General features: G+C 67.2%; 27 protein-coding genes and 1 pseudogene. 15 read left to right on the top strand and 13 right to left on the bottom strand.

Translation table 11 applies throughout. The annotated features are described in order from the left end of the window. Positions 1–3: 3 nt before the first annotated feature. From AB2M62_RS19615 to AB2M62_RS19600, 4 genes are read left to right on the top strand one after another with little or no spacing between them, the layout of a single operon-like run. Positions 4–1,326, top strand: coding sequence for a methyl-accepting chemotaxis protein (locus AB2M62_RS19615; protein ID WP_404340058.1), 1,323 nt, complete (start codon positions 4–6; stop codon positions 1,324–1,326). Positions 1,327–1,336: 10 nt separating this feature from the next. After that, positions 1,337–2,695, top strand: a complete 1,359-nt coding sequence (locus AB2M62_RS19610; protein ID WP_404336549.1) for a methyl-accepting chemotaxis protein — start codon at positions 1,337–1,339, stop codon at positions 2,693–2,695. A gap of 39 nt (positions 2,696–2,734) precedes the next feature. Beyond that, positions 2,735–3,433, top strand: coding sequence for an SDR family NAD(P)-dependent oxidoreductase (locus tag AB2M62_RS19605; RefSeq protein ID WP_404336547.1), 699 nt, complete (start codon positions 2,735–2,737; stop codon positions 3,431–3,433). After that, positions 3,433–4,407 carry a 50S ribosomal protein L11 methyltransferase gene (locus tag AB2M62_RS19600; RefSeq protein WP_404336545.1) on the top strand — a complete coding sequence of 325 codons (975 nt, stop codon included), beginning with the start codon at positions 3,433–3,435 and terminating at the stop codon, positions 4,405–4,407. Before AB2M62_RS19605 ends, AB2M62_RS19600 begins: the two co-directional genes overlap by 1 nt. A gap of 6 nt (positions 4,408–4,413) precedes the next feature. On the opposite strand, the gene phhA is transcribed toward AB2M62_RS19600, so the two are convergent. Further along, on the bottom strand, positions 4,414–5,283 hold the full coding sequence (gene phhA / locus AB2M62_RS19595) for a phenylalanine 4-monooxygenase (RefSeq protein ID WP_404336543.1): 870 nt from the start codon (positions 5,281–5,283) through the stop codon (positions 4,414–4,416). Positions 5,284–5,356: 73 nt separating this feature from the next. Here phhA and AB2M62_RS19590 point away from each other — a divergent pair, with 73 nt between their 5' ends. Together AB2M62_RS19590 and AB2M62_RS19585 are read left to right on the top strand one after the other, a co-directional pair. Then, positions 5,357–5,977, top strand: a complete 621-nt coding sequence (locus AB2M62_RS19590) for a TIGR02117 family protein (protein ID WP_404336541.1) — start codon at positions 5,357–5,359, stop codon at positions 5,975–5,977. Further along, positions 5,968–6,777 (top strand): alpha/beta fold hydrolase, encoded by an 810-nt coding sequence (locus tag AB2M62_RS19585; protein ID WP_404336539.1) that lies wholly within the window; start codon positions 5,968–5,970, stop codon positions 6,775–6,777. The genes AB2M62_RS19590 and AB2M62_RS19585 overlap by 10 nt, the downstream gene beginning before the upstream one ends. Before the next feature lie 174 nt (positions 6,778–6,951). Here the strand turns inward: AB2M62_RS19585 and AB2M62_RS19580 are convergent, their stop codons facing one another. After that, positions 6,952–7,233 (bottom strand): hypothetical protein, encoded by a 282-nt coding sequence (locus AB2M62_RS19580; RefSeq protein ID WP_404336537.1) that lies wholly within the window; start codon positions 7,231–7,233, stop codon positions 6,952–6,954. A 10-nt stretch (positions 7,234–7,243) separates the two neighbouring features. Continuing rightward, the gene (locus AB2M62_RS19575) at positions 7,244–8,302 is read right to left on the bottom strand and encodes a glycerophosphodiester phosphodiesterase (protein WP_404336535.1); all 1,059 of its coding nucleotides are present in this window, start codon (positions 8,300–8,302) and stop codon (positions 7,244–7,246) included. Positions 8,303–8,356: 54 nt separating this feature from the next. On the opposite strand from AB2M62_RS19575, the gene AB2M62_RS19570 reads away from it, so the two are divergent. From AB2M62_RS19570 to AB2M62_RS19555, 4 genes are read left to right on the top strand one after another with little or no spacing between them, the layout of a single operon-like run. Further along, positions 8,357–9,265, top strand: a complete 909-nt coding sequence (locus tag AB2M62_RS19570; RefSeq protein WP_404336533.1) for an XdhC family protein — start codon at positions 8,357–8,359, stop codon at positions 9,263–9,265. Next, positions 9,258–9,860 carry an NTP transferase domain-containing protein gene (locus AB2M62_RS19565; RefSeq protein WP_404336531.1) on the top strand — a complete coding sequence of 201 codons (603 nt, stop codon included), beginning with the start codon at positions 9,258–9,260 and terminating at the stop codon, positions 9,858–9,860. Before AB2M62_RS19570 ends, AB2M62_RS19565 begins: the two co-directional genes overlap by 8 nt. Positions 9,861–9,911: 51 nt before the next feature. Next, positions 9,912–10,886 carry a C13 family peptidase gene (locus AB2M62_RS19560; RefSeq protein WP_404336529.1) on the top strand — a complete coding sequence of 325 codons (975 nt, stop codon included), beginning with the start codon at positions 9,912–9,914 and terminating at the stop codon, positions 10,884–10,886. A gap of 36 nt (positions 10,887–10,922) precedes the next feature. After that, positions 10,923–11,510 (top strand): peptidase S14, encoded by a 588-nt coding sequence (locus AB2M62_RS19555; RefSeq protein WP_404336527.1) that lies wholly within the window; start codon positions 10,923–10,925, stop codon positions 11,508–11,510. A gap of 25 nt (positions 11,511–11,535) precedes the next feature. On the opposite strand, the gene AB2M62_RS19550 is transcribed toward AB2M62_RS19555, so the two are convergent. The 3 genes from AB2M62_RS19550 to AB2M62_RS19540 form a co-directional block, all read right to left on the bottom strand. Then, the gene (locus tag AB2M62_RS19550) at positions 11,536–12,057 is read right to left on the bottom strand and encodes a DUF1345 domain-containing protein (RefSeq protein ID WP_404340056.1); all 522 of its coding nucleotides are present in this window, start codon (positions 12,055–12,057) and stop codon (positions 11,536–11,538) included. Positions 12,058–12,184: 127 nt separating this feature from the next. Continuing rightward, positions 12,185–12,769 (bottom strand): inorganic diphosphatase, encoded by a 585-nt coding sequence (gene ppa / locus AB2M62_RS19545; RefSeq protein WP_404336525.1) that lies wholly within the window; start codon positions 12,767–12,769, stop codon positions 12,185–12,187. Positions 12,770–12,806: 37 nt separating this feature from the next. After that, positions 12,807–14,696 (bottom strand): M61 family metallopeptidase, encoded by a 1,890-nt coding sequence (locus AB2M62_RS19540; protein ID WP_404336523.1) that lies wholly within the window; start codon positions 14,694–14,696, stop codon positions 12,807–12,809. A gap of 427 nt (positions 14,697–15,123) precedes the next feature. Here AB2M62_RS19540 and AB2M62_RS19535 point away from each other — a divergent pair, with 427 nt between their 5' ends. After that, complete coding sequence (locus tag AB2M62_RS19535) at positions 15,124–16,407, top strand: methyltransferase family protein (protein WP_404336521.1); 1,284 nt, start codon at positions 15,124–15,126, stop codon at positions 16,405–16,407. A gap of 33 nt (positions 16,408–16,440) precedes the next feature. Here AB2M62_RS19535 and AB2M62_RS19530 read toward each other — a convergent pair whose 3' ends face one another. The 4 genes from AB2M62_RS19530 to AB2M62_RS19515 all read right to left on the bottom strand — a co-directional run bounded on the left by AB2M62_RS19530 (position 16,441) and on the right by AB2M62_RS19515 (position 20,226). After that, positions 16,441–17,817 carry a glutamate--cysteine ligase gene (locus tag AB2M62_RS19530; protein WP_404336519.1) on the bottom strand — a complete coding sequence of 459 codons (1,377 nt, stop codon included), beginning with the start codon at positions 17,815–17,817 and terminating at the stop codon, positions 16,441–16,443. Positions 17,818–17,876: 59 nt separating this feature from the next. Beyond that, positions 17,877–18,617 (bottom strand): 16S rRNA (uracil(1498)-N(3))-methyltransferase, encoded by a 741-nt coding sequence (locus AB2M62_RS19525; RefSeq protein WP_404340054.1) that lies wholly within the window; start codon positions 18,615–18,617, stop codon positions 17,877–17,879. A gap of 124 nt (positions 18,618–18,741) precedes the next feature. Beyond that, on the bottom strand, positions 18,742–19,479 hold the full coding sequence (locus AB2M62_RS19520) for an EF-hand domain-containing protein (protein ID WP_404336517.1): 738 nt from the start codon (positions 19,477–19,479) through the stop codon (positions 18,742–18,744). 66 nt (positions 19,480–19,545) lie between these two features. After that, positions 19,546–20,226, bottom strand: a complete 681-nt coding sequence (locus AB2M62_RS19515; RefSeq protein WP_404336515.1) for a hypothetical protein — start codon at positions 20,224–20,226, stop codon at positions 19,546–19,548. A gap of 27 nt (positions 20,227–20,253) precedes the next feature. On the opposite strand from AB2M62_RS19515, the gene ubiA reads away from it, so the two are divergent. The 3 genes and pseudogenes from ubiA (at position 20,254) to AB2M62_RS19500 (ending at position 23,355) form a co-directional block, all read left to right on the top strand. After that, positions 20,254–21,180, top strand: coding sequence for a 4-hydroxybenzoate octaprenyltransferase (gene ubiA, locus AB2M62_RS19510; protein ID WP_404336513.1), 927 nt, complete (start codon positions 20,254–20,256; stop codon positions 21,178–21,180). Between the two features lie 48 nt (positions 21,181–21,228). After that, a pseudogene (locus AB2M62_RS19505) lies at positions 21,229–22,574 on the top strand (TldD/PmbA family protein). Continuing rightward, a complete protein-coding gene (locus tag AB2M62_RS19500; protein WP_404340052.1) occupies positions 22,564–23,355 on the top strand; it encodes a 3'(2'),5'-bisphosphate nucleotidase CysQ in 792 nt (263 codons plus the stop codon). The pseudogene AB2M62_RS19505 and the gene AB2M62_RS19500 overlap by 11 nt, the downstream one beginning before the upstream one ends. Before the next feature lie 24 nt (positions 23,356–23,379). On the opposite strand, the gene AB2M62_RS19495 is transcribed toward AB2M62_RS19500, so the two are convergent. Then, on the bottom strand, positions 23,380–24,441 hold the full coding sequence (locus AB2M62_RS19495; protein WP_404336511.1) for an SDR family oxidoreductase: 1,062 nt from the start codon (positions 24,439–24,441) through the stop codon (positions 23,380–23,382). Positions 24,442–24,539: 98 nt separating this feature from the next. Here AB2M62_RS19495 and AB2M62_RS19490 point away from each other — a divergent pair, with 98 nt between their 5' ends. Then, complete coding sequence (locus AB2M62_RS19490; RefSeq protein ID WP_404336509.1) at positions 24,540–24,920, top strand: winged helix-turn-helix transcriptional regulator; 381 nt, start codon at positions 24,540–24,542, stop codon at positions 24,918–24,920. Positions 24,921–24,936: 16 nt separating this feature from the next. Here the strand turns inward: AB2M62_RS19490 and AB2M62_RS19485 are convergent, their stop codons facing one another. Together AB2M62_RS19485 and AB2M62_RS19480 are read right to left on the bottom strand one after the other, a co-directional pair. Further along, entirely contained in the window at positions 24,937–25,641 is a 705-nt protein-coding gene (locus AB2M62_RS19485; protein WP_404336507.1) for a hypothetical protein, read from the bottom strand. A 2-nt stretch (positions 25,642–25,643) separates the two neighbouring features. Then, a complete protein-coding gene (locus AB2M62_RS19480) occupies positions 25,644–26,846 on the bottom strand; it encodes a toxic anion resistance protein (protein ID WP_404336505.1) in 1,203 nt (400 codons plus the stop codon). Between the last annotated feature and the right edge of the window lie 17 nt (positions 26,847–26,863).

Below are 26,863 nucleotides of genomic sequence, written 5' to 3'. Positions count from 1 at the left end.
ATCATGAGCGCCCGAATCGATGTGCGCGCGCGCCTGCGTATCTTCGATTTCGAAGGGTCGCTGGTGCAGTCGAGCCGCACTGTCTGGGAAGTGCTCGAACCCGAGATTCGCGCGGTTTCGGAGGCCTATTGGCAGCAATGGCTGCGCTGCTTCGCCGATGAACGCAGCTGGGCGACCGACGACACGGACAAGATGATCGATCTCGGCATCGTCTTCCTCAAGAACCGCTTCCTCGACACCCAAGGATCCGCCTGGATCGAATTGATCGAGCGTTCGGTGGCCGCTGCCTATTCCGCGGAAGTGCAGCCGATGGCGCTGCTCTCGATGATCAGCGCGAGCGATCGTGCCGCCGTCGACGTGCTGACCCGAAAGCTTGGCCAGGATAATCGCCTCGCCGCGCTGATCGACACGTTGATGCGGCTGTCGGCGCTGGAATGCGACATTACCGTAGAGCTCTACAACCTGTATCGCGAACACGCCTCGCAGGCGTCCCGCGACCGGCTCGCCGCCGAATTTCACGATTCGATCGGCACGACGGTCGAGCGGGCATCGCGCGAAGGGGACCAGCTTCGCGTCCAGGCAGTCCGCACGTCGGCTTCGGCGCGCGGCATGCTGGGCAAGGCCAGCGAAGTCGCCGCGGCAGCCGAGCAGTCGGCGGTGGCGATGCGCGAGGCGGCGCAGACTGCTGCCGGGCTGATCCGCGCGATCGAAGATGCGCGTACCGAAGTCGAGGCAGCCGCCGAGATCGCGACGCGGGCATCGAGCCAGGCGAGCGACGCCGTGGGCATGAGCGAAATGCTCTCCGACCATGCCAAGTCGATCGAATCGATCCTGGGACTGATCCGCGACATTGCCGGTCAGACCAACTTGCTCGCGCTCAACGCGACGATCGAAGCCGCCCGTGCAGGCGATGCCGGGCGTGGCTTCGCCGTCGTCGCGCAGGAAGTGAAGAGCCTCGCCAACCAAACCGCGCGCGCCACCGACGACATCGCGGCCAAGATCGCCGCGATCCAGTCTGCGACCAAGTCGACCGTCGAGACCAACGCCTCGATCCGCTCGACTGTCGCCGAAGTCCAGGAAAGCGCGAACCGCATCCGTGGCGCGATGGAGGTCCAGGCGCAGACGGTCACCGCGATCACGGCGGCGGTCGATGAGACTGCGCTCGCCGCCGATTCGATGTCGGCGACGATCGGCGCGATCCGCGAGGATACCGAAACCGTCGCGTCGGAAATCGATCGCGTCGGACAGGGCTTCACTGCGCTCGATTCGCAGCTGGGAAGCCTCAAGGACAGCGCCGGCGATTTCGTCGCCAAAGTCGCGGCATAGGAGAGTATCGATGAACGGGCAGCGGGAAACGCGACACTGGGATGCGCAGACAGTCGCCGAGCACCTCCGAGAATATGACTGGGACGGCGCGATCGCGGCCAACGCGCCCGAGATTGCAACGCTGCTCGACGGCCATTACGAAGAGATCGCACGCGCCTTTTGGGACTATTATCTTTCGCTCCCGGTGACCCAGCGACTGCGCGGATGGGCATCGGACCAGGCCCAGTTCGCCGAGCAGGTGCACAACAGCACCGACTATGCCCGGACGAAATATGGGGCGCCTTATGGCGAGCAATGGGTAGCGATGGCGTTCGAGCATGCCGCGATGAGCGACCGCGTCCATGTCCCGCTCACGGCAACCTTCGCGGCCCTGGCGCATACGCATTCGCAAACGATCGCGATCCTAGCCGAGAAGGTGGCGGACCCCACGAAACTCAAGACCTTGTGCGACGTGATCCAGCGACTGTCGATGGTCGAAGCCGACCTGATGGCGACGCATCTCGGCGCGCGCGACGTCGCCGAAGCCGGCGCCGAACGCTATGCACGCGCCGTCAAGTTCCAGGCGAACATCGCCGAATCGATCCTGAGCGCGACCCAGGCGGGCAACCGCATCCGCGTCCAGGCGCAGGGCGCGTCGAGCTCGGCGCGCGGCATGCTGGGCAAGGCTAGCGAAGTCGCTGCCGCAGCCGAGCAGTCGGCAGTGGCGATGCGCGAGGCGGCGCAGACCGCTGCAGGGCTGATCCGCGCGATCGAAGACGCCCGCACCGAGGTCGAGGCGGCCGCGAACATCGCGACGCGAGCATCGAGCCAGGCGAGTGACGCCGTGGGCATGAGCGAGACGCTCTCCGATCACGCCAAGTCGATCGAATCGATCCTCGGGCTGATCCGCGACATTGCCGGGCAGACCAACTTGCTCGCACTCAACGCGACGATCGAAGCGGCCCGGGCCGGCGATGCCGGGCGCGGTTTCGCCGTGGTTGCGCAGGAGGTGAAGAGCCTCGCCAACCAAACCGCGCGCGCCACCGACGACATCGCGGCCAAGATCGCCGCGATCCAGTCTGCGACCAAGTCGACCGTCGAGACCAACGCCTCGATCCGCTCGACCGTGGCCGAGGTCCAGGAAAGCGCGAACCGCATTCGTGGCGCGATGGAAGTCCAGGCGCAGACGGTCACCGCGATCACCGCGGCGGTCGACGAGACTGCGCTCGCCGCCGATTCGATGTCGGCGACGATCGGCGCGATCCGCGAGGACACCAAGACCGTTACCAGCGAGATCGACACGCTCCAGCGCGACGTTGCCGAAGTCGACGACCGGCTGGTCCAGCTGCGCGACGCCACCGACAGCTTCTCGTCCTCGGTCGCCGCCTGACGCTTCCTCCACCCCCGGCTTCGGGCTAGGGGTGGAGCAATGACCAACATCCTCCTCACCGGATCGAGCCGCGGCATCGGCGCGGCGATCGCACAGGCGCTGACCGGCGACGGCGTGCGCCTCGTCGGCCACGGCACGCGCAGCGGCATCTTCGCGGACTTCACCGATCCCGCCGCGCCCCAGAGCCTGTGGCAACACGCGCTCGACGCGCTCGACGGGCGGATCGACGTCCTCATCAACAATGCCGGCATCTTCGAAGCCACACCGCTCGATCTCGACCATGACGAGTGGGTCGCGGGCTGGGAGAAGACGATGCGCGTCAACCTCACCGCATCGGCAGAGCTCTGCCGCCTCGCAGTGCGCCACTGGCAGGCCGAGGAACAGCCCGGCCGCATCGTCAACATCGCCAGTCGTGCCGCCTATCGTGGCGATAGCCCGGCACACTGGCATTATGCCGCGTCCAAGGCGGGCATGATCGGGATGACCAAGACCATCGCCCGGGGCTATGCGGCGCAGGGCATCCTGGCCTTCGCGATCTGCCCGGGCTTCACGATGACCGGGATGGCAGAGGACTATCTGTCGAGCCGCGGCGGCGACAAGCTGCTTGCCGACATCCCGCTTGGCCGCGTCGCCGAACCGCACGAAGTTGCCACGCTCGCCCGCTTCTGCGCGCTGGAGGCGCCGGCTTCGATGACGGGGGCGGTTCTCGATATCAACGGTGCGAGCTATGTACGCTGATGGCTAGCTGGAAACTCACTCTCCCCTGCACCCGCGCCGAAGCGGAGGCGATCGAAGCCGAGGCGCTGGGACTGCTCGATATCGAGCCCACCCCGGTTCTGCTGACCAGTGAGCGGGTTCCCGACGATCCCGACAGCTGGCAGCTCGAAGCCTATTTCGAATCCAAGCCCAACAGCGCGGCGCTGACCGGCGTGGCGGCGCTGGTGCCGAGCGCAGTCGGAACCCGACTGGCGCCCGAACGGATCCGTGACGCCGATTGGGTGACGCTGAGCCAGGCGGGGATCGAGCCGGTCCATGCCGGCCGCTTCTATGTCCATACCGCGACCAACAAGGGCGTGGTCCCCGCGGGCACCAAGGCATTCCGCATCGACGCCAGCCTCGCCTTCGGCACCGGCACGCACGAAACGACCTCGGGCTGCCTGATCGCGCTCGATCAGCTCAAGCGCCAGGGTGCGGTGGTGCGCAACCTGCTCGATCTCGGCACAGGCACCGGCTTGCTCGCCTTCGCCGCGCTGCATCTGTGGCCGGGTGCCTATGCGACGGCGACGGACATCGATCCGCGCTCGATCGACGTCACCGCCGACAATGCCGGGTTCAACCATGTGGCGATCGGGACCGGGCGCGGGCAGCTCGCGCTCGCCGTGGCGCCGGGGATGGAGCATCCGCTGATCGAGGCGGGCGCGCCCTATGATCTGATCATCGCCAACATCCTGGCCGGCCCGCTGATCGAACTGGCGCCGAGCGTTAGTGCGGCGCTGGCCGAAGGCGGCACATTGATCCTTGCCGGCCTACTCGAGAGCCAGGCCGAGGCGGTGGCACGTGCCTATCGTCGTCAGGGCCTGCGCCTCGCCGCGCGGCTCGACCGCGGCCATTGGCCGACGCTCAGGCTGGTCAAGCGCTACCGTTATGGCGCGCAGCGGGTGCCACGGCGCGGCGACGGCGTGGGCGAAGCGCCCGGCTTCGGGAGCTGGTAGCCGCGTTCAGCCGAGCTTTGCCTTGGCATAGTCCTGCGTGCCGTGGGTGATCACGTCGTCGTCTGGCAGGATCGTCGCCACGGGCACGTCGGGGTGGGCGAGCAGTTCCTCGTAGAGCGGCGCGAAATCGGTCTCGACGGTCTGACGGAGCAATTCGTCGAAGCTCGGGATGACGAAATAGTTCTGCTGGAAATCGTCGATGCGATAGTCGGTGCGCATCACCCGCTTCATGTCGAAGCGGATGCGGTTCGGGCTGTCGCTCTCCAGCGCGAAGCGGCTCTCGGCCGAGCTCGACACGATGCCGGCGCCATAGATGCGCAGATCGCCGGCTTCCTCGACCAGTCCGAACTCGACCGTGTACCAATAGAGCCGGCCGAGCTGCTTGAGCGCGCCGAGCTCCATCGCGCGGACACCGCCGCGGCCATAGGCTTCGAGATAGTCGGCGAATACGGGATCGGCGAGCATCGGGACGTGGCCGAACACGTCGTGAAAGACGTCGGGCTCCTGGATGTAGTCGAGCTGATCCGGGCGACGGATGAAATTGCCTGCGACGAAGCGGCGATTGGCCATGTGATCGAAGAACACGTCGTCGGGGACGAGCCCAGGCACTGCGACCACCTGCCAGCCCGTAAGCTTCATCAGCCGATCCGACAGTTCCTCGAAATTGGGAATGCCCGATTCGGAGAGGCGAAGCGCATCAAGCCCCTTCAGATAGGCATGCGAGGCGCGCCCAGGGAGCAGCTTTGCCTGGCGCTCGAACAGCGTATCCCAGGTCGCGTGCTCCTGCGCGGTGTACGCCTGCCAGTTCTGCGGTATCGTCCAGTCGGGCGAGGCGCCCTCGGGGGGCCGTTCGAGTACGTGGGTGTCGTTTGCCATCGGGACCAGCATAGCATTGTCGCAAATGATACGAAATGGCCGTGTGGGACCGGCGCAGAGAGCACGGAGAGGCTTGCAGGCCCTTGCCGCGCTGCTGCTCTGTTATGCCGCCGCGGTGCTGCTGGGAACCGCCATCCCGGTCCATTGGGGGTGGCACGAAGCGCGCGAAGGCGTGCGCATCTGGGTGATCGACAACGGCATCCACACCGACATCGTGCTACCGCGCACGGCGATCGGCATCGGCTGGGACGATCTGCTGCAGCCCGCCGACATCGCCGATCCGGCGCAGGCTGCGAACAGCCATATCGCCTTTGGCTGGGGCGATCGCGACTTCTATCTCAACACGCCGACCTGGGCAGATGTGAACCCGCTGCGCGTTGGACGGGCGATGATCGGCGCGGGGGAGACGGTGATGCACGTCGCGCACATTCCACAGCCCCAGGCTGGGCCCCATGCGAGGACGCTGGTGCTGGCACCCGACGAATATCGCCGGCTGGTCGCGGCGATCCGGGATAGCTTCGGGGAAGGGGCGCCGGTGCACGGCTATGGCGCGAGCGATGCCTTTTACGTGGCCCGCGGCGGCTACAGTCTGCTCCACACGTGCAACGGCTGGACGGGTGCCGCGTTGCGCAAGGCGGGGGTGAAGATGGGGGTGTGGACGCCCTTCCCCTTTGGAGTGATGCTGTGGCTTTGATCCCCGCCTCGCGCGACTTGCCGCCGCCCCTGCAGGCGCTGCTTTCAGAAGGGCCGCGCGCGGTGTGGAGCCTGGGCACGCTGCTTGCGCAGTGGCGCGAATTGCAGGACGTTCCGCGGGGTGACGGCCGGCCGATCGTGCTGCTGCCCGGGCTGTTCAACGCTGATCGCTCGCTGGTGGTGATGCGGCGCTATCTGAACGGGCTGGGCTATCGCGCGCAAGGCTGGGGGCTAGGGCGCAACCTGGGCGCGCGCGCGATCGGCCCGGAAGGCGAGCGGCTGATGGAGCGGCTGACGGACATTCATGGCGAAACCGGCGAGAAGGTGACGCTGATCGGCGTGTCGCTGGGCGGGATCATGGCGCGGATCGCCGCGCATCGGCACCCCGAGCATGTCCGCGAAGTGATCACGGTGAGTTCGCCCTTTGCGGGACCGCCTACCGCGACCAATGTCTGGCGCCAGTTCGAATGGCTGACCGGCGAGAAGATCGACGAACCGCAGGTTGCAGCCCGGCTGGAAGAGGCGGCGCGACCGCTGCCGGTGCCCGCCACGGCGATCTGGAGCCGCAGCGACGGGCTGGTCAACGGGCTGATCTGCCGCGAGGCCGATGGCGCAGACTGCCGGAATGTCGAAGTGCAGAGCAGCCATTTATGGGTGCAGATGAAGCCTCAAGTGCTGCGGGCGATCGTGGAGACGCTGGGAGCGGAACGGCAGACGTCTCCGTCGCCGCACCGCGCCGCTGAACCAGCGATTGTGGCGTCGGAGCGCGCCGGAGACGGGGCCCCGCCTTCGCGAGGATGATGCGAAAGGCGCCGTGTTGGACGAGCGTTAGGTCGTTAGCCCAGATACGGCCGCGTTCGGCGCGGAGGCCGAAGGTCCGAGACTGGGTGGAAAGCGGCCGGTAGCATTAGCCTACTGCCTAGCGTGCTCGTCACCCAAGCACTGGACGGCTATGCGCTCGCCGGTGCCCTATGCTCAATTCGGATCGGAGGCGCGGTAGCCGTCATAGTCGCCGCAGCTCTCGGGATGCTTGCGGCATTCCTTCTCGTGCTTGCGGCGCTCCTTGCCTTCGCGGGCCTCCTTCTCGCGCATCTTCTTGCCGTAGTTGCGGTCGGCTTCTTCCTGGCTCGTGGTGCTCCAATCGACGACCTGGCTTCCCGCCTTGACCGGCAAGGTCGCGACGTCCCACGCGGTCTTGGCGATGCACCCGCCGCTCAGCAGCGGCAGCGCGGCGATCAGCGGCAGGAACTTACGCATGGAGAAATCCTCATTGTGCCGGCGCCGGCGCGGCCGCGGCGCGTGCTTCGAAACCGATATGCGGGAAATCGGTGAAGAAGCCGTCGACGCCTAGCCCGATGAAATACCGGATTTCTTCGGCAAGTCGACCATGTTCGGCCGGAGCGCCCGTACGGTACGCCGGGGAGAGGAAGACATTTTCGGCGCGGAACGTCCAGGGATGGACGCGCAGCCCCGCGGCATGGGCGTCGGCAACCAGGCTGGTCGCCGTGCCCGAGGGAGGCAGGATCATCGCGCGGGCCGGGCCGATGCCATAGGCATAAGCGGCGACCTTCCGCAGCCCCGCGGGCGTCGCCATCGCGGCGTAGCTGGGCTCGGCCTTGTCCGCGGGGCCGCCGCTGGCGTCCATCAGCTGGATCAGGCGAACCTTCGTACGCTGCTTGAGCGCGATCAGATTGTTCACTTCGAAAGACTGGATGAACACCGGCGCATCGGCGCTGTCCCAACCCGCTTCCTGGAGCTTCGCCAGCAGCCGCGCTTCGAGCGGGAGGCCGATCGAGGCGAAATAGCTCGGGTGCTTGGTCTCGGGATAGATGCCGATCGTGCGCCCGGTCGCTTTGCTGGCGCGCTTGGCGAGGGCGATGATTTCGTCGAAGGTCGGGATCTCGGCCTTGCCGTCATAGGCGGTGTTGCCTGGGCGCAGCTCGGGCAGCCGTTCCCTGGCGCGCAGCGTCTTCAATTCGGCGAGGGTGAAATCCTCGGTAAACCAGCCGGTCATCGTCTCGCCATCGATCGTCTTGGTCGCCTTGCGGGTGGCGAATTCGGGATGGGCGGCGACATCGGTGGTGTCGGTGATGTTGTTCTCGTGCCGCGCGACGAGCACGCCATCCTTGGTGGGCACGAGATCGGGCTCGATGAAATCGGCGCCCTGCGCGATCGCGAGTTCATAGGAGAGCAGCGTATGTTCGGGGCGCTCGCCGCTGGCGCCGCGATGCGCGATGAGGAGGGGCTTGTTCGGCATGTGCGTCTCCTGCGCCGACGCGACCATCGGCACCAGCAACAAAGCGGCAATCAGCATCAGTCTCGTCATGAAACCCTCCATGCGCTAGCGCGTATCTTCCGGTTGTTACGGGAGCGAGGCGGCGTGGCGGAAAATGACGGAGTGCTGGCGGCAGCGCGCGCCTGGCGCGGTGCACCGATGGCGCTGGCGACGGTGGTGTCGACCTGGGGATCGGCGCCGCGGCCGCGCGGCAGCCACATGCTTGTCCATGGCGATGGGCGGTTCGAAGGCTCGGTTTCGGGCGGGTGCGTCGAAACCGATATCCTCGCGACCGCCGCGGACGTGATCGCGGGTGCGCCGGCGGTGGTGAAGACCTATGGCGTCGCCGATGCCGCAGCGTGGGAAGTCGGATTGCCGTGCGGTGGCGAGATCGCGGTGCTTGTCCAGCGTGTCGATGCCGGGGGTTTCGATCCGGTGCTGTTCGACGCGATCGACGCCGCGCGGCGCGAGGGGCGGCCGTTCGAAGTGGCCACCGACCTTGCGACCGGGCGGAGTCACGCCGGGGCGGGCGGCGCTTTCGTCAACCGCTACGACCCGCCGCGGCGCCTGCTGATCGTGGGCGCGGTGCAGATCGCCCAGGCGCTTGCCGGACTTTCGCGGGAACTTGGCATCCAGACCGTGGTTGTCGATCCCAGGGCCCGATTTCTGACCACGGAGCGATTTCCCGGCGTGAGTTTAGACGACCGTTGGCCCGACGAGGCCCTTTCCGCATTGCAGCCCGACCCCGCCACGGCGGTGGTCACGCTGAGTCACGATCCCAAGATCGACGATCCGGCGCTGATCGCGGCGCTGCGCCACTCGACCGGCTATATCGCTGCGCTGGGATCGCGCCGCAGCCATGCCGCGCGCCGCGAAAGGCTGGCGTCGGAGGGCTTCTCCGCCGAACAGCTCGATCGGATCGAAGGGCCCGCAGGCCTGAATATCGGCGCGATCGGCCCGGCTGAAATCGCGCTGTCGATCGCCGCCGCGATGGTGCAGCGCTTCCATGCTTGAGCCCCAACAGGTCGCGCTGGTGCTGCTCGCCGCGGGAAGCTCGCACCGCTTCAACGGCGACAAGCTGATCGAGCCGTTTCTCGACAAGCCGCTCGCCTTCCATGTCGTCACTGCGCTCGAACGGATCCCGTTCCTGACGCGGATCGCCGTGGTTTCGGATACCGCGCTCGATTTCGTGTCGCTCGGCTATACCGTGGTCGAAAACCCCGATCCCAGCCTGGGCCAGGCGCGATCGCTGTGCCACGGCGTGACCGCGGCTAGGGAAGCTGGCGCCGAAGCAGTGCTCGTCGCGCTTGCCGACATGCCGCGCGTCACCGCCGCGCATATCTATCGGCTGTTCGACGCCGCCGACGGCGCAGGCACGATCGTCGCGTCGAGCGACGGCGTGCGGCCGCTGCCGCCGGCGCTGTTCGGCCGCGATATGTTCGACGAGCTGCTCGCGCTCGAAGGCGACGAAGGCGCGCGCCAGCTGATCAAGCGGGGGCATCATGTCGTCACCAACCCGAACGAACTGATCGACATCGACACCCGCGCCGATCTCGAAGCGCTGCGGGAGCTGTACGGCCTGCCCACCGACCGCGCCGCCAGCGCTTGACTTCGCCCGGCGCTGCGCGATGCTGCGGCAGCGAAATGAGCGGGGCCCGGAATGCGGTTGCGGTTCGATGTGCGTGCGATGCTGTTGCTGGCCACCCTGGTTTTCGCGCTCCCCGCGGCGGCCCAGCGCGATGCGGGATCGACGCACCAGAAGGAATGGCCGCAGCTCGTCCCGGCCGACGATCCGGCAGAATTCAACGAAGCGCTCGCCGCCGGCCCCGAGCTCGAACGCGGCCGCAGTGCCCGGGCGCTGCTCGACGACCATCGCAAGCTGGGCGTCGCGCTCGATGCGCTGGTGCCGCAGCGCAAGGGCGTGGTCGACGCCTATATCGTCTCGGTGGCGCTCGACAGCGATCCGGTGTTTGGGCGTGAAGCGCGCGAGGCGGGCAAGGTGCTAGCCCGGCGGTTCGACGGCGCGGGGCGATCGGTGGTGCTCGCCGGCGGCGCGGGTCCGGGCGGCAGCCTGACATCGCTGACCCTCGCGCTCGCGCGAGTCGCCGAAGTCATGGACAAGCAGCAGGATGTGCTCGTCCTCTACACCACCAGCCATGGCGCCAAGGTGGGCATCGCCTATCATGACGGCGACGAGGGCTATGGCATCCTCTCCCCCGCGCGGCTCGCGGCCATCCTCGACGAGCTAGGGATCCGCAACCGGTTGCTGATCCTGTCCGCCTGCTATTCGGGGGTGTTCGTGCCGGCCGTGTCGAGCGAGACGACGGCGCTGTTCACGGCCGCCTCGTCGGAACGGACATCCTTTGGGTGCATGGCGGAGAATGACTGGACCTTTTTCGGCGACGCGATGATCAACCACGCGCTGCGCAAGGCGCAGCCGCTGGAAGCCGCGGGAATCGAGGCGCGCGACATGATCAGCGGATGGGAGATGACGGGCGGGCTCACCCCCTCCAACCCGCAGGTGACGATCGGCGACCGGGTGAAGGAATGGCTCGCGCCGCTGGAAACGCGGATGCCGAGCGTCGCCACCGCACCCGTCGGCAAGCCCGCGACCGACGCGCTCAAGCCAGGCTGAACGGAACCGCGGCGCGGCGAAGGGGTTGCGCAGGCCATGACCGAGACCGAGACCGAGACCGAAAGCCGCGCGCGGCGCTATCCGCTGCTCGCCGCCCCGCATGTCCGCCTAGCGGGGACGATCGACCACGACATGTACGCCAGCTTCCGCGACCAGATCGCGAAGGCGCCGGCCGAGGGCACGATCGTGGTTTCGCTGTCGACGCTGGGCGGCGACCCCGAAGTGGCGCGGCTGATGGGCGACGAGGTGCGGCTGCTGCGCGACTATACCGCGCGCGAGTTGCTGTTCCTCGGCAAGGTCGCGGTCTATTCGGCGGGCGCGACCTTCATGGCGCATTTCCCGGCGGACAAGCGCTTCCTGACTCGCGAGACCCGGATCATGATCCACGAGCGGCAGATGACCAAGACGGTCGAGCTTTCGGGGCCGCTGCGCGCCTGCGTCGCCAGCCTCAAGGCGACGCTGCACGAGATCGAGCAGTCGATCGACATCGAGGAAGAGGGCTTCCGCGACATCATCGCCGGGACCAAGGTTGCCTTCGACGAAGTCCGCGAACGCGCGCCGACCAACTGGTATATCGGCGCCGAGGAGGCGCGCGATCTCGGCTTGGTGCTGGACGTGATCTAGTCGTCCAGCAGGGTGTTCGTGCGCGCTAGCTGCCGCCGAGCACGTTGATCGTGAAGGCGAGGATGCCGAGGTTGAACACGAAGGCCTCGAGGCAGTGGAGCGTCACCGGCTTGCGGACGCGGGCCTGGGTGACGGTGACGTCGCTGGTCTGGAAGGTCATGCCCAGGCAGAAGGCGAAATAAATGAAGTCCCAGTAATCGGGCTCCTTCGTCTCGGGGAATTCGAGCCCGCCGAGATCGCCTTCCTTGCCCTCCGAATAGAAGAGATGGGCATAATGCAGCGCGTAGATCGTGTTGCTGAAGGTCCAGCACAGCGCCAGCGTGCCTAGGATCAGTGCGAGCGTGCCGGGGCCGGCATCGGCCTTGTCGCGCATCTCGCTGACGATTGCGGCGAGGATGCCGATCGACACCGCACCGGTGACGAGCAGCAGCATCGCCCGATTGGCGTCGTTGCGCTTGGCCGACTGGCGCATGTCGGCCAATTCGTGGCGGAGCAAGGGCAGGCAGACGAGCAGGAACACCGCTGCGCCGACATCGAACCCGGCCATGATCGCGAAGCGCGGCGGCAGCGCGCCCCAGGCCGCCAGCGTCGCCGCGAGGGTGACGCCGACGAACAGGAGGAAGCGCGGCGGGGCTATCCGATGACCGAGCGCCGGATGCACGCCGCGCTCCGTCTCAGCCTTGGGGGGTGTCGACGCCGGTCTGATCGACCGACTCTGCGGCCGCAGACTTGTCCGCCTTGTAGCGCTCGATCGCTTCCAGGGTGATCCGGCGCGCATCCTCGGCGCCGCCCCAGGTGCCGACGCGCACCCACTTCTTCTTCTCCAGGTCCTTATAGTGGGTGAAGAAGTGCTCGATCTGCTCCATCACGATGCTGGGCAGGTCGTCCTTTTCCTCGATATCCGAGTAATAAGGAAAGGTCTTGTCGTCGGGCACGCAGACCAGCTTCTCGTCGCCGCCGGCCTCGTCCTCGAGGTTGAGCACCGCGATCGGGCGGGCGCGCACGACGCAGCCGGGGACGAAGGGCGAGCGCGCGATCACCAGCGCATCGAGCGGATCGCCATCGGGCGACAGCGTGTGCGGCACGAAGCCGTAATTCGCCGGATAGCGCATCGGCGTGTGCAGGATGCGATCGACGAACAGCGCACCGCTGGCCTTGTCGAACTCATATTTCACCGGCTCGCCGCCGGTCGGCACTTCGATGATCACGTTCAGATTGTTCGGCGGATCGTCGCCGATGGGAATCAGATCAATGCGCATTGTCTAGATAAACCTATGTTGGCGGGTCCGCCCCGTCTCAGCGAGGCTGGAGCAGCTTGTCGAGGCCAGCCTCTCCTTCGACCGACTTGACGAGGTGCGGATAGCGAAGACCGCCGTGATAGTCGATGGCGACTTCGCGATACCGCTCGCCGCTCTTGACCAGCAATTTGATCGGATCCTTCGAGGCTTTCGCGGCCTTGACCGCGGCCTTGATGCCGTCGCTCGAATAGGCGCGGCCGTTCACTGCGACGATCTCGTCGCCAAGGTCCATGCCCGCGTTGAACGCCGGGCTGTCCCAACCCACGCTGGTGATCCCGGTCTTGCCCAGCGTGAGACCCAGCGAATAAGCGAGGTCGACGCCGTCCTTGCTTGCGGCCTTGTTGGGCTCTTCGGTGTAGACGAGCTTGTAGCCGTTGCGCTCGAACCCGCCCAGCGGCGCGCGCGGGCCGACGCCGTTCAGACGCTGGCTGAGCAGCCCGCGCCAGTCATAGGGCAGGATGGCGTTGAGCGTGTTGACGACGTCGTCGAAATTGTAGGTGACTTCGCCCCAATCGCCATCACGCAGGCCGAAAAAGGCGCGGCCGAAATCGTCGATCGACTTGGTCCCGCCCGACTTCTCGCGGAGGATCGAATCGACCTCCATCCAGACCAGCAGGCCTTCGTTGTAATAGTCCTCCGAGCGCTGCTCGCTGACCCAGCCCTTGGGTGCACGCGCAGTGATGACCGGATCGTTGGTGGTATCGCCCATCGGCCGCCATTCGCGGGCGGGGCGATTGTCGAGGCTGGCCATGATCGCCGCATAGCCATCGAGTGTCACGTCCTTCGGTACCAAACCCGAGCGCGCCTGGAAGACATAGCCCCAGAACTGGGTCTGGCCTTCATAGACCCAGAGCAGCGAGCCGCGCATCGGCATGCGGAAATCCGGGGTCCACAGATCCGCGCCGCGGCGGAACTTGCCGTCCCAGCTATGGGTGAATTCGTGCGGCACGACGTTGCGGCTCGCCGGGGCATCGTCCCATTTCAGGAAATAGCCCGGCTTGCCGCCGATCTCGGTGCTGCGGTGATGCTCGAGCCCGATGCCGCCGAGCTCGTCGCTGATCGAGAGCAGGAAGTGGTATTTGTCGTAATGCTGGGCGCCGAAGGCGCGCACCGCCTGCTCGACGACGCGCTTGTGCGCCTCGATCTGCTCGGGCTTGGCCTCGAGTTCTTCGGGGCTGTCGGCGAAGACGTCGAGCGTCACCCGGTCGGTGAGCGGGAAGGCGCGGTAATAGCGGCCGGCGAGCGCGGGCGAATCGACCAGCGTGTCGTAGTCGGTCTTGTCATAGCTGTAGGTCGAGCCGACCGATTTGGACGGCAGGCCCGAGGCCGCCGACCAACCGGCGGGGTATTTCACTGTCGCCTGCACCGGAATCCGGCGGGTGAAATAGCCGGCCGGATAGAGGCTCAGCGAATTGAACTGGAGGCTGATCAGATTGGGCGTCGCGACGATGCGGCCCTGGTTCGAAGCGGTCGCCGAGAGGAACTGGAACTCGATGTCGAGCTTCTTCGCGCCGGCAGGCACGTCGATATGGAAGGCAAAGACGTCGATCTGGTCGCGCGTCCAGGGAATGCGCTTGCCATTGGCGCGGATCTGGAGGCCGGCCAGCTTTTCGATCTCGCCGCGGGGCCCATGCTTGCCGGGCAGCCATTTGGGGAAGAGCAGCACCATGTGCCCAGACTTGGCAACGGGCAGCGTCTCCTTGACCGTGAAGATGCCCTGCTGGGTGTTGGTGGCGTCGATGTCGAGCGTCATCGTGCCCGGATAGGCCATGTCGCGTGCCGGCGGGATCGTATCGACGATCGACACCGGCTGCGGCGCCGAGTTCTGTGCGGCGGCGGGAACGGTGGAGGCGAGGAGCAAGGCTGCGAAGGACAGCGCACGGTGCATGGCAGAGACCCCATTTTATCGAGCTATGCGAACGCCATAGGCGGTGGATCGTGCTTCGCAAGCGTTGGGATGTGTCGGCTTTGTTGCCGGCACGGTTGACGAAAGCGACGCGAAAACGGGGTGCGCGGGACGGTAGGTCCGCGCTGGCGTTGGCTTGCATGCGGCGTGTAGGCCACGGGCGGTCGGTTGACGATCTTGACGCGAAATGCGGTCGACTGCGACGATAAGCCATTGGAATCGGGTGAAACTGCACCAGTTTGACCAACCATCCGGTTGGGCTCGAGATCGCGAACGATGCAGGGTTTTTCGGCACGCGCCGTGCGTGCGTGCGGCGCGGCTTGCCAACCGGATGGTTGGGCTAGCCAAGCAGCAGAGAGGCGCGCCTTCCTTCACGGCCCGCTAACCGTTCGGCGGTATCGCTGGAGCCATGTACCACGACCCGTCCCTTGCCCTTGCGGCGGACAGCGAGACGCGGCCGCGTTCGGCGGTGAGCCATGGTGTCGGGCTGGCGGGGCTCGCGGGCATGACGGTCTGGATCGCGATCGCCGCGCATTTCGGGATGGACGGGCCGTTCGCCGCCCTGGTCAACGTCGCGGCGTGCGCGCTGCCGATGGTGGTCTGGTCGCTGCTGATCGACAAGGTGCACCGCAATCCGAGCACCGGGATCGACTGGGGCAAGGTCCGCCCGTGGCGCGAGACGATCGACATTTCGGTGACCAAGCTGACTGGCCTTTGGCTGACCTGGGGGCTTATCGCCGCGATCTATGTGCTCGGGCGCGTCTGGTGGGATAGCCGCTTCGCCAATTATCCCTTCGCGATGTGGTGCCTCGGCATGGCGGCGCCGGCGCTGTTCGTGCTCTCGGTGCCCTATGTGCTCTGGCTCGACCGGCGGCTGGCCGAACCGCGCGACGGCGCCTGGGCGTTCGGCGCCTGGGTGATGGGCGTGCAGGGCGTCGACCGCGAAGCCGTGTGGGGCCATTTGCGCGCCTGGGCAGTGAAGGGCTTCTTCCTCGCCTTCATGCTCGCAGTGGTGGCGCCGGGGTTCGGCGAATTCGTCTCGACCGATCCGCGCAGCGTGCTCGGCAATCCGGTGGCACTGTCGGGCTATCTCGTGACCTTCATGTTCACCGTCGACGTCGCCTTTGCGACCGCGGGCTATATCCTCACCTTCCGTCCGCTCGATTCGCATATCCGCTCGGCCAATCCCTATGCCGCCGGCTGGACCGCAGCGTTGATCTGCTATCCACCCTTCGTGCTGATGGGGAATGGCGGGCCGCTCGACTATCACCAGGGCACTGCCGAATGGCCCTATTGGCTGGCCGGGCACGACTGGGCGCTGGCGGCGCTGGGCGCGGTGCTGGTGGCGCTGACGGGCATCTATGCCTGGGCGACAGTAGCGTTCGGGTTGCGCTTCTCGAACCTGACGCATCGCGGCATCCTGACCCATGGCCCCTATGCGTGGAGCCGGCACCCGGCCTATCTTTCGAAGAACCTGTTCTGGTGGCTCTCCACTTTGCCCTTCCTGGCGACGACCGGCTGGCACGACGCGGTGCGCAACGCCGCAGTGATGGCGTGCGTCAGCGGCGTCTATTATTGGCGGGCACGGACCGAGGAGCGGCATCTGGGCGCCGATCCGGCCTATCAGGCCTATGACCGCTGGATCGCACGACGCGGCGTGCCGGGAATGGCTGCGCGGTTCGTCAGGCGATAAGCGCGCTGCCCAGACCGGCCGCACGCGCTGCGATCAGAATTTCGCTTCCTCGTAGACCCGGCTGATATCGCCACCCCATTCGCCGTTGAAGCGATCGAGCAGGATCTGCGCGGGCACCTTGCCGGTGCGGACGATCTCGCGGAGCGGATCGAGGAAGCCGCTTTCATTATCGCCCGAAGCGTTGAGCCGCGCGCGCGCGTTGAGCCCGGCGGCCGAGATATCGAGCACCTGGCCGGCGATGTCGCGGAGCTTGCCGCCGCCGGGAATTGGCGCGTCGAGCGCGAGCTTGGGGACGGCGCTGCGCAGCGCCTCGCGGTCCTCCATCGACCAGTCCTTGACCAGATCCCACGCCGCATCGAGCGCGCCCTGATCATAGAGCAGGCCGACCCACAGCGCCGGCAGCGCGCAAATCCGGCCCCAGCGCCCGCCATCGGCGCCGCGCATCTCTAGAAACTGCTTCATCCGCACTTCGGGGAAGGCAGTGGAGAGATGATCGGCCCAATCCTCCATCGTCGGCTTGTGGCCGGGATAGGCGGGCAGCTCACCCTTCAGGAAATCGCGGAAGCTCTGGCCGGCGGCGTCGATATATTTGCCGTCGCGATAGACGAAGTACATCGGCACATCGAGCGCGTAATCGGTGTAGCGCTCATAGCCGAAGCCGTCTTCGAACACGAAGGGCAGCATGCCGGTGCGCGCCGGATCAGTGTCCGACCAGATATGCGAGCGATAGCTGAGATAGCCGTTGGGCTTGCCTTCGAGGAACGGCGAATTGGCGAACAGCGCGGTGGCGAGCGGCTGGAGCGCGAGGCCGACGCGGAACTTCTGCGCCATATCGGCTTCGGAAGCATAATCGAGGTTCACCTGGATCGTGCAAGTGCGCAGCATCATGTCGAGCCCCATCGAGCCGACGCGCGGCATGTGCCGCAGCATGATTGCGTACCGCCCCTTGGGCATGATCGGCAGCTCGGCACGGGTCTTGTCGTGCCACATGCCGAGGCCGAGGAAGCCGATCCCGAGCTTGTCGCCGACTTCCTTGACTTGCTTGAGGTGCCGGCCGGTTTCGGCGCAGGTCTCGTGCAGGTTTTCGAGCGGCGCGCCCGAAAGCTCGAACTGGCCGGCGGGCTCTAGGCTGATCGCCCCGTCAGGGCCCGAAAGCGCGATGATATTGTCGCCCTCATAGACCGGCTTCCAGCCGAACTTGGTGAGGCCGATCAGCAGCGCGTGGATGCCGCCGGGCTCTTCATAGCTCGGCGCACGGTGATCGGGCGTCTTCCAATAGACGAACTTCTCGTGCTCCGTGCCGATGCGCCAGCGCGCGGCGGGCTTCTCGCCGCGGGCGAAATAGTCGACGAGCTGCGAGCGATCCTCGATGACCGCTGCGTTGTTGTTCGAAACGGTCTTGGTGCTCATGGAGCGCGCATGTAGTGGCCGCCGCGCGCCCGCGCCAGAGGCAATTTGCTACCGATCGGTCACCAATCGCCGGCCGTTCCCATCCAAAGACTTACGGCGGCCGCGGCGGCAGTTTCGGCGCGCAGGATGCGTGGGCCGAGCGCGATGCCGACCGCCTGGGGACAGGCGCGGATCGCGTCGCGCTCCTCCGGATCGAAGCCGCCTTCCGGGCCGATCAGGATCGCGGCCGGCCCCTTATGCGCGGCAAAGGCCTGGGCAGCGGGGATGCCGCCGGTCTCGTCGGCGAAAAACAGCGCGCGGTCGGCCGGCCAGTCGCGGAGCATTGCGGGCAGCTTGACCGGCTCGGCCAGCTCGGGAAGCGCGGTGCGGCCGCATTGCTCGGCCGCCTCGATCATGTGGCTGCGCAGCCGATCGAGGTTGAGCTTGTCGACCACCGCGCGGCGGGTGAACACCGGGAGCAGACGCGCGACGCCGAGCTCGCACGCCTTTTCGGCGACCCAGTCGATCCGGCCCTTCTTGATCGGCGCGGCGCAGAGCCACAGATCGGGAACCGGCTCGCGTTCGCGCAGGCGTTCGGTGATCTCCAGAATGAGGTCGCGCTTACCGGCAGACTGGACGACGCCGAGCCATTCACCGGTGCGATCATCGAACAGCTTGACCGCTTCGCCGGGCTTCATCCGCATCACCGAGACGAGATAATGCGCCTGGGGCCCCTCGACGCGGAGGGGGCCGGGGGCGAGCTCGGCATCGATGAACAGACGCGGTGCCGATTGCGGCGGCCAGGCGGGAGTGGCGGGCATCGCGACGCTGTAGAGGCGCGCGGCCACGCCGAAAAGGCTTTTGGGGGCGGGGAGGGAGGATCGATACTGGTTGCTGTCCGTAGCGAACACGCCCTCCCCTACCCTCCCGGGGGGCGGGAGGGGATCAGTTGCCTTCGATCGGCGCGCGATCGGGGCGCGGGCCGCCGCCGGGGCCGCCGCCGCGGCGAGGAAGTTCGGCCTCGGTGAGCTTGCCGTCGCCATTCTTGTCGAGCAGGGCGAAGCGCTCGTCGGCGGCGCGCTCGAATTCGCGCGGATCGACGCCGCGGTTGAAATTGCGATCGGCGACGGTGATCGGCTCGGGATAGTCGAAGAAGCCGAAGCGCGCGGCGCCCTGCCCGCCATAGGTGGCGCGGACCTGCCGACCGGCTGCGGCCTTGCCATCGTCACCGCCCTCGCCCGGGCCGTCACCGCCGGGGCTGCCACCGCCGGGCCCACCACCGCCGCCGGGGCCGCCGCCGCCCCGGCCTCGCCCGCCGCGATGCCCCATGCCGCGCGGCGCGCCGCTGGCCATGCCGAAGCCGCGGACTTCGGGGACGAGGATATTCTCGTAACGCTCGATATCGTCGGGATCAATTTCGCCATCGCCGCGCTGGTCGAGCAGCACGAAGAAGCGCTGGGCGTCGGCTTCAAATTCGACGCGGGTGAGCACGCCGTCATGGTTGCCATCGGCACCGGCGAACCAGGCCGAGACGCCGCCCGGCCCGCGGAACGGCTCGCCCATCGGGCTCAGGAACAGAATGCGCGAACGGCCGGGGTCTTGGGGCGGCGGCCCGGGCGGCGGACCGGATTGGGCGTGCGCCGATCCGGCAATGAGCAGGCTGGCAAGGAGAAGGCGGCGCATCGACACGTCCCATGTTGTTCGGATGCGGGCTAGCCCGGCTTTGTCGCCGCAATGTGCCGGAATATTTCAGTCGAGCAGCGGCCCGCGCTCCTCAAAAAGCTCCCGGTCGATATCGGTGGCGATCGCCTGCGAATCGGCATCCTTGGCGGCGCGAAGCGTGTCGCGGCGGGCGATCAGTGCGGTGCGGCGTGCTGCCTTGGGAAGCCTCGCTATGTCGATATAGACCCGCACTGCCTTGACCCAGCGTGCGTCGTCCGAGCGCACATCCTCGGAAACCCGCGCGAACGGATAGTCGAGGAAGCGCAGTTCGCTGCCGTCGCGCTTGAAGAACAGCACGAGCTTCATCCCCTTGGCGAAGAGGTAGCGCGTGCAACCGCCCATCAGCGCATCGGGATTGGGTTCGCGCAGCGCGGCGGGGTCGCTGCGCGTCGCGCGCATATCCGGGCGCTCGAGATAGCCCCGAATCGCGAGCGTGCTTGGAAGCTCTGCGCCTTTGAGCAACAGGGTCGGGCGCACGCCGAGGCGATCGCTGGCATCGGGCCCGATCGTCGCGCCGCCGACCACCTCGGCGATCACCACCGTATCGGCGCGCTCGGCGAGTTCGAGCGCGGTGAGGACGCGGTAGCCCGGCATCAACGAACAAGCCCAGCCGGGCGCGGCGACGAGCAAGGCGGCAGCAAGGGCGGCAGCGCGCACCATGCGGCCGGTCTGGCGGATCGCCAGGAGCGTTGCAACGCCCCTGTTCATCGCGATCCCGGCACGGCAAAGACGGCCATGGCCAGCGCACCCGAGACCGTTCCCGATACCGAGCATCATGGGCTGATGCGGCTGCTGCCCGCCGCCGCGCGTCCCTTTGCGCTGCTCGGGCGGTTCGACCGGCCGATCGGCTGGTGGCTGCTGTTCTGGCCGGGCGCCTGGGCAATCGCGCTGGCGGGACAGGCGGTGGCGCGCTGGGACCTTCTGCTGTGGTTCCTGCTCGGCAGCATCGCGATGCGCGGCGCCGGCTGCGTCTATAACGACATCGTCGACCGTGACCTCGACCGGCAGGTGGCGCGCACCGCCAGCCGCCCGCTGGCGAGCGGTGCGGTGTCGCTCAAGGCGGCCTGGGCCTGGCTGCTGATCCTGTGCGCGATCGGGCTGATCGTGCTGCTCCAGCTGCGGACCACCGCGCAGATCGTCGCGCTGGCGAGCCTCGCGCTGGTCGCCGCCTATCCCTTCATGAAGCGGATCACCTGGTGGCCCCAGGCCTGGCTGGGCATGGTATTCTCCTGGGCGACGCTGGTCGGCTGGGCCGAGGCCTGGGCGCAGGACTGGAACGGCGAATGGGCACCCGGGCTGCTGCTCTATGCCGGATCGATCTTCTGGGTGATCGGCTACGACACGATCTACGCGCTGCAGGACGTCGAGGACGATGCGCTGGTCGGCGTGCGCTCTTCCGCCCGGCGGCTCGGGGCGCGGGTGCGCCCCGGGGTGGCGCTGTTCTACCTCGCGGCGCTGCTGCTGTGGGGCGCTAGCTTCTGGATGCTGCGGCCCGATCCGCTGGCGCTGGTCGCGCTGCTGCCGATCGCGGTGCACCTGGCCTGGCAGGTGCTGACGCTGGCGCCCGCAGACGGCGGCAATGCGCTGCATCGCTTCCGCTCGAACCGCAATGCCGGGCTGCTGATGTTCGCCGCGTGCTTCGTCGTAGGGCAGACGCTGTAACGCCGGCCTTCCATTGCGCCGAATCGCCCCGGCTCCTAAGTCCCCAGGATGCTGACCGAGACCCAAGCCTGCGAGCGCGTGCACGACGCGGTCGCGCGCGCCCGCGCTGCCGGCGCCGACGCCGCCGATGCGATCTTTGCCGCCGATGCCTCGCTTTCGGTATCGGTGCGGATGGGCGTTCTCGAGGATGTCGGGCGGTCCGAGAGCGAGGAGATGGGGCTTCGCGTATTCGTCGGGCGGCGCTCGGCGAGCGTTTCGACCTCGGACCTGAGCAGCGGCTCGCTCGATACGCTAGTCGAGCGGGTGATCGCGATGGCGCGCGAGGCGCCCGAGGATAAATGGGCGGGCCTGGCCCCCGAGGCGCGGCTGCTTCACGGCCATCCCCCGCTGCTCGATCTCGATGACGGCGCGCATTCCGAGCCGCAGGCGCTGCGCGCGCAGGCGCTTGCCGCCGAGGAAGCCGCGCGCGCCGTCGAAGGCGTGACCAACAGCGAGGGCGCCAGCGCCTGGGGGAGCCGATCGGTGACGGCGATCGCGACCAGCCACGGCTTTGCCGGCGCCTATGCCCAGACCGGGCACGGCCTGTCGGCAAGCGTTCTGGCGGGCACCGGCAGCGGAATGGAGCGCGACCACGCCTATCACAGCGCCCGCCACGCCGCCGCGCTGGAGAAGCCCGAGGATATCGGCCGCCGCGCCGGCGAGCGCGCGGTGGCACGGCTCAACCCGCGGAAAATCCCCAGCGGCGCGATGCCCGTGGTGTTCGACCGCCGCGTTTCCGCTGGGCTGGTCGGCCATTTCGTCGGCGCGATCAGCGGGGCTTCGATCACGCGGAAAACCAGCTTCCTGCTCAATTCGCTAGGCAAGCAGGTCTTCGCCAAGGGCGTAAGCATCTGTGACGATCCCCATCGTCCGCGCGGGCTGCGCTCGCGACCGTTCGATGGCGAGGGCCTGCCCGTCCAGCCGATGACGCTGATCGATGCGGGCATGCTCGAGACCTGGCTGCTCGACAGCGCCTCGGCGCGACAGCTCGGGCTCGAGCCGACCGGACACGCATCGCGCGGGATCGGCGGCGCCCCGGGGTAAGCCCGAGCAACCTTTATATGCAGCCCGGCAGCATCCCGCCCGAAACCTTGGTCGGCGAGATCGACTATGGCCTGCTCGTCACCGAGCTGATCGGCCAGGGCGTCAATGGCGTGACCGGCGACTATAGCCGCGGCGCGGCGGGCTTCCTGATCGAGAAGGGCGAGATCGCCGGGCCCGTCTCCGAAGTGACGATCGCAGGCAACCTCAAGGACATGTTCCTGGCGCTCACGCCCGCCAACGACCTCGAATTCCGTTATGGCATCAACGCGCCGACGCTGCGCATCGATGGATTGACGATCGCTGGTGAGTGAGGCCTCCGATCTGGCCGCCGAAGTCGCGAACATCGCCGCCGAGGCGGGGCAATTCGCGATCAAATTGTGGGATACCGATTTCCGCCGCTGGGAGAAGTCGCCGGGCAATCCGGTATGCGCGGTCGATCTCGAGGTCGATGGCATGCTGCGCTATCGTTTGGGACATTTGTTGCCCGACGCCGGCTGGCTTTCCGAAGAGACGATCGACAATGCCGCGCGGCTCGATGCCGAGCGGATCTGGGTGGTCGATCCGATCGACGGGACGCGCGACTATCTGCGCGGGCGGCCGGGCTGGTGCGTCTCGGTGGCCCTGGTCGAAAAGGGTCGGCCGGTAATCGGCGTGCTCGACGCGCCGGCGCGGCACGAGGTGTGGACCGCCCAGGCGGGCGCAGGTGCGTTTCGCAACGGCGCGCGGCTCCAGGTGGCGGAGCGGGACCAGCTCGCCGGCGCGCGTGTGCCGGCCGACCAGCTCTCCAGGATCGATCGCGACCTGGTGACGGTCGCCAAGCCCAATTCGATCGCCCTGCGCATCGCCATGGTCGCGGCGGGCGAGGCAGACCTGCTCGCCACGATCCGCTGGGGCAATGAATGGGACATCGCCGCCGCGGCGCTGCTCGCGCAGGAAGCAGGCGCAGCAGTAAGCGACGCATTCGGACGGCCGCTCGGCTTCAACACCCCCAAGGCAGAGGCGTTCGGGGTGTTGGCGACTGCGCCGGGAATCCACGCCGCCGCAGTCGCGCGGCTGGCCGAGCGCGCGGCGGCGACCGTAGGCCAGCGCTGACTCCCGTCGCAGCGCCGGGTCGGATCACGGAATAAGTCGCTCCGCCCGCAACTGCGCGAACAGCGCGAAAAACGCATCCTCGGTGGGCTGATAGCCAGTGAAGCCGAGCCGGCGACTCTTCGACATGTCGGTCACCACTTCGATCGGCCGCCCGAGATCGGCATCGGTGTGCCAGGGCGAGGCAAGCCGCGCGAGATCGGGCTCGGCGAGCCCCTCGCGTTCGGCGATCGTGCGCCACAAGGCGGCATCGTCGGCCATCTGCACTTCGAGCGGCCGGACAACTCCATCGAACGGCGCCGGTTCGAGCCCGAACCAGGCGGCGATGCGGCCCCACATCCAGCTCCAGCGAAAGACGTCGCCGTTGACGATGTTGAATGCCTCGTTCGCCGCTGCCGGGGTGGTCGCCGCCCAGAGCAATTGCTGCGCCAACAGCTTTGCGTCGGTCATGTCGGTGAGGCCGTTCCACTGTGCGGCGGAGCCGGGAAACGCAAACGGGCGGCCGGTTTCACGGCACAGGCTGGCATAGACTGCGAGCGTGGTGCCCATGTTCATCGCATTGCCCACCGCCTTGCCGATCACGCTATGCGGGCGGTGGACGCTCCAGGTGAAGCCGTCGCGCGCCGCGGCGGCGAAGACTTCGTCTTCCTGCGCGTAGTAGAAATTGTCGACGTCGAGCCGCGGCTGTTCTTCGCGGAACGGGGTCTGCGGCAGCGTGCCCTTTGCGTAGGATTCGAAAGGCCCGAGATAATGTTTGAGCCCGGTGACCAAGGCGACGTGGCGCGGGCCGGTGGGCTTGGGCAAGCCGTCGAGCAGATTGCGGACCATCGCCGAATTGACGCGGATATTCTCCGCCTCGCTATCCTGCCGCAGCCAGGTGGTGATGAACACGGCGTCGGGGTTGAGAGCGGCGAGCGCGGCCCTCGTCGCCGCGGCGTCCTGCAAATCGGCTGCGACCGGCGCAACGCCGTCCAGCGCCTGCGGGCGCCGGGCGAGGCCGTGCACGCTCCAGCCCTGTTCGCCCAGCAATTGCGCGGTCGCGCTGCCGACGATCCCGCTCGCGCCCACTACCAATGCCGTCCGTGTCATCGCCATGCTCCTCAATTTGATGGATGCGATCTAGGCAAGGACCCGCACGCCTTCTAGACCGCACCGAATTGGGACATAGGCACCATGAGGTAACCAGTATGGCGGGCGCAGAAGATGAATGGCGCGAGGACTGTGCGCCGCGACGCGTGCTCGAGTTGTTCGCGACCAAATGGACGAGCATGATCCTCCACACGCTCGATGCCCGGCATCAGGGCGCGGCGCGCACCGGCGTATTGCTGCGCAGCCTGCCAGGGATTTCGAAGAAGATGCTCACCCAGACCCTGCGCGAGATGGAGCAGACGGGGCTGCTCACGCGCCATGTCGAGAGCGCAGTGCCGCCCGCGGTAATCTATCGGCTGACGCCGCTGGGCACGCGCTGCGTCGAACCGGTTGAATTGCTCTACGGCTGGGGCCGCGCCAATGCCGATGCGCTCGACCAATTGGGCGACCGCCCGACATCGCGGCGACGGCCCGACTAGCCGAGCAACGCCGTCGCTAGAGATCCTCGCCTTGATATTTGATCTGGAGATAGCGCCCGCGCGTCGCGAGCAGGTCGAGATCGCCTTGGGCGAGCTGCTGCGACATCTCGGCGATCTCGTCGTCGATCACCTGCAGCCCCTGCGCGAGCTGCTGGTCGGGGGTCAGCCCGTTGCGCTCGACGCGGCGGAGCGGCTCGGGGACGCGGGCATAGCCGTTGAGCAGCTCGGGCAATTGCTCGCCGACGAGCTTGCGGACTTCGCTCGCCGCCGGCGAGGCCTCGTCGAGCTGGGCGAGCTGCGGAGCAAGGGTCTCGAGTTTCACGCCGATCGAGTCGACGAGGCCGCGTACCGGCGAGGGCAGCGCCGGGCGCTGCGTCTCGAGCCAGCGCTCGGTGGTGAGCGGCAGTGCCTTGAGCGGCACTTGCGCGAGCTGCTCGGCGCGCGGCGGCGCAGAGAGCGGGAAGATCGCGAAGACCAACGTTGCCAGGATCAGCAGCGCCATCACCGCCAACGCGCCGAACATGCCGAGCGGCACGATGAAGCCGATCACCAGCGCCGCGACGATGATCACCGCATCGGCCGCGGCGATCCGCCCGACGCGGCGCAGGATCTCGGCCTCACGACGCTGCTTGCCGCGCTTCGAGGCGGCACCATAGCGTTCGCGCGTGCGATCGAGCAGCGCGTCGGCGGCGGCAAGCTGGCGATCGACGTCGGTGGGCACGCTTACATCGCCTCCAGCTTGAAGGCGTCGGTGCTGCCCTTGTTCTGCGTCGCGCCCTCGGCGCGGGCGATATAGCCCTTGGACTTCTCGACTTCGTTCGACAGCGTGTTGACCGTGGTCTTCATGCTGTCGAGCGCCTTCAGCTTGAAGGTGTCGATCGCGTCCATCGTGTCGTAGATGTTCTGGAAGGCGCGCTGGAGCGTCTCGACGGGAATCGTCGAGCTCGCCGCCTGTTCGTGGATCGCGGCGGTGTTGCTCTTGAGCAGCGCGCCGGTCGAATCGATCAGGTTCGCGGTCGTGGTGTTGATCGCCGTGATCTGGTCGAGCACCAGCTTCTGGTTGGTGAGCGCCTGCGCCACGGTGACCGCGGTGCGCAGCGCCGAGACGGTGGTGGTGCTGGCGCGATCGACGCCCTTGACCAGCTCAACATTGTTCTTCTTGACCAGATCGAGCGCGAGATAGCCCTGCACCGTCACCGCCATCTGGGTGAGCAGGTCCTGGGTGCGCTGGCGGACATAGAAGAGCGCGCTCTCGCGCACCGCCTTGGCCTTGGCGGGATCGCTATGATCGAGCTCGTTGGCCTTGTCCTCGAGCTTCGCGTCCATCGCCTTGGACAGATAGATCATCTGCTCGAGCCGACCCATCGCGTTCCACAGATTGGCGCGCTCGGTGTCGATCGCGGCATTGTCCATCAGCAGCTCGTCCTTGCCGCTCGACAGGCTCTTGAGGATGCCGTTGATGTGGCTCTGCGACGACTGATACTTCCGGAAATATTGCTGGAGCGGCGAGCCGCCGCCGAACAGCTTCGAGAAGAAGCCGTCCTTGCCGCCGATCAGCTTGCCGTTACGGCCGGGGTCGAGCTCTTCGACGGTTTTCCGGAGCTGGAGCAGGTCGGCGCCGACGCCGGTATCGTTGCCCATCGCGCGCACTGGGCGATCGAGGAAGCGGTTCGACTGGCCCGCCGCGTCGCGGATCTCCTTCTGCCCCATCGCCGCGATCGCATCGACGCGCTTGCCGAATTCGGGCGAATTGACGTCCTGCGCGACGAGATCGTCGATGAAGCCGTCGACGCGCTTGTCGAGTTCGGTCTTCTTCGCATCGTCGACCGGGACCAGCCCGGTTGCCTTCTCCGGCGCGACCACCGGCACCGGATCGGGCGGCGTCAGAACCAGTTCCTTTTCCGCCACCGCAGTTTCCGTCGCCATCTAGTCCCTCCAAAGCT

The sequence above is a fragment of the Sphingomonas sp. MMS12-HWE2-04 genome, from assembly GCF_044881185.1.
Lineage (GTDB): Bacteria > Pseudomonadota > Alphaproteobacteria > Sphingomonadales > Sphingomonadaceae > Sphingomonas.
The sequence above is the reverse complement of the archived record's forward strand: the minus strand, read 5'-3'. Positions and strand labels throughout refer to the sequence as shown.

What these genes read in the sequence shown, in the direction of transcription:
- AB2M62_RS19520 (WP_404336517.1), bottom strand. Translation starts at nt 19,479, where the DNA reads ATGCGCCGCCTTCTCCTTGCCAGCCTGCTCATTGCCGGATCGGCGCAC.
- AB2M62_RS19615 (WP_404340058.1), top strand. Translation starts at nt 4, where the DNA reads ATGAGCGCCCGAATCGATGTGCGCGCGCGCCTGCGTATCTTCGATTTC.
- AB2M62_RS19490 (WP_404336509.1), top strand. Translation starts at nt 24,540, where the DNA reads ATGGCGGGCGCAGAAGATGAATGGCGCGAGGACTGTGCGCCGCGACGC.
- AB2M62_RS19580 (WP_404336537.1), bottom strand. Translation starts at nt 7,233, where the DNA reads ATGCGTAAGTTCCTGCCGCTGATCGCCGCGCTGCCGCTGCTGAGCGGC.
- AB2M62_RS19555 (WP_404336527.1), top strand. Translation starts at nt 10,923, where the DNA reads ATGACCGAGACCGAGACCGAGACCGAAAGCCGCGCGCGGCGCTATCCG.
- ubiA (WP_404336513.1), top strand. Translation starts at nt 20,254, where the DNA reads ATGGCCAGCGCACCCGAGACCGTTCCCGATACCGAGCATCATGGGCTG.
- AB2M62_RS19540 (WP_404336523.1), bottom strand. Translation starts at nt 14,696, where the DNA reads ATGCACCGTGCGCTGTCCTTCGCAGCCTTGCTCCTCGCCTCCACCGTT.
- AB2M62_RS19525 (WP_404340054.1), bottom strand. Translation starts at nt 18,617, where the DNA reads ATGCCCGCCACTCCCGCCTGGCCGCCGCAATCGGCACCGCGTCTGTTC.
- ppa (WP_404336525.1), bottom strand. Translation starts at nt 12,769, where the DNA reads ATGCGCATTGATCTGATTCCCATCGGCGACGATCCGCCGAACAATCTG.
- AB2M62_RS19605 (WP_404336547.1), top strand. Translation starts at nt 2,735, where the DNA reads ATGACCAACATCCTCCTCACCGGATCGAGCCGCGGCATCGGCGCGGCG.
- AB2M62_RS19565 (WP_404336531.1), top strand. Translation starts at nt 9,258, where the DNA reads ATGCTTGAGCCCCAACAGGTCGCGCTGGTGCTGCTCGCCGCGGGAAGC.
- AB2M62_RS19600 (WP_404336545.1), top strand. Translation starts at nt 3,433, where the DNA reads ATGGCTAGCTGGAAACTCACTCTCCCCTGCACCCGCGCCGAAGCGGAG.
- AB2M62_RS19480 (WP_404336505.1), bottom strand. Translation starts at nt 26,846, where the DNA reads ATGGCGACGGAAACTGCGGTGGCGGAAAAGGAACTGGTTCTGACGCCG.
- AB2M62_RS19495 (WP_404336511.1), bottom strand. Translation starts at nt 24,441, where the DNA reads ATGACACGGACGGCATTGGTAGTGGGCGCGAGCGGGATCGTCGGCAGC.
- AB2M62_RS19560 (WP_404336529.1), top strand. Translation starts at nt 9,912, where the DNA reads ATGCGGTTGCGGTTCGATGTGCGTGCGATGCTGTTGCTGGCCACCCTG.
- AB2M62_RS19575 (WP_404336535.1), bottom strand. Translation starts at nt 8,302, where the DNA reads ATGACGAGACTGATGCTGATTGCCGCTTTGTTGCTGGTGCCGATGGTC.
- AB2M62_RS19530 (WP_404336519.1), bottom strand. Translation starts at nt 17,817, where the DNA reads ATGAGCACCAAGACCGTTTCGAACAACAACGCAGCGGTCATCGAGGAT.
- phhA (WP_404336543.1), bottom strand. Translation starts at nt 5,283, where the DNA reads ATGGCAAACGACACCCACGTACTCGAACGGCCCCCCGAGGGCGCCTCG.
- AB2M62_RS19550 (WP_404340056.1), bottom strand. Translation starts at nt 12,057, where the DNA reads ATGGCCGGGTTCGATGTCGGCGCAGCGGTGTTCCTGCTCGTCTGCCTG.
- AB2M62_RS19535 (WP_404336521.1), top strand. Translation starts at nt 15,124, where the DNA reads ATGTACCACGACCCGTCCCTTGCCCTTGCGGCGGACAGCGAGACGCGG.
- AB2M62_RS19610 (WP_404336549.1), top strand. Translation starts at nt 1,337, where the DNA reads ATGAACGGGCAGCGGGAAACGCGACACTGGGATGCGCAGACAGTCGCC.
- AB2M62_RS19515 (WP_404336515.1), bottom strand. Translation starts at nt 20,226, where the DNA reads ATGAACAGGGGCGTTGCAACGCTCCTGGCGATCCGCCAGACCGGCCGC.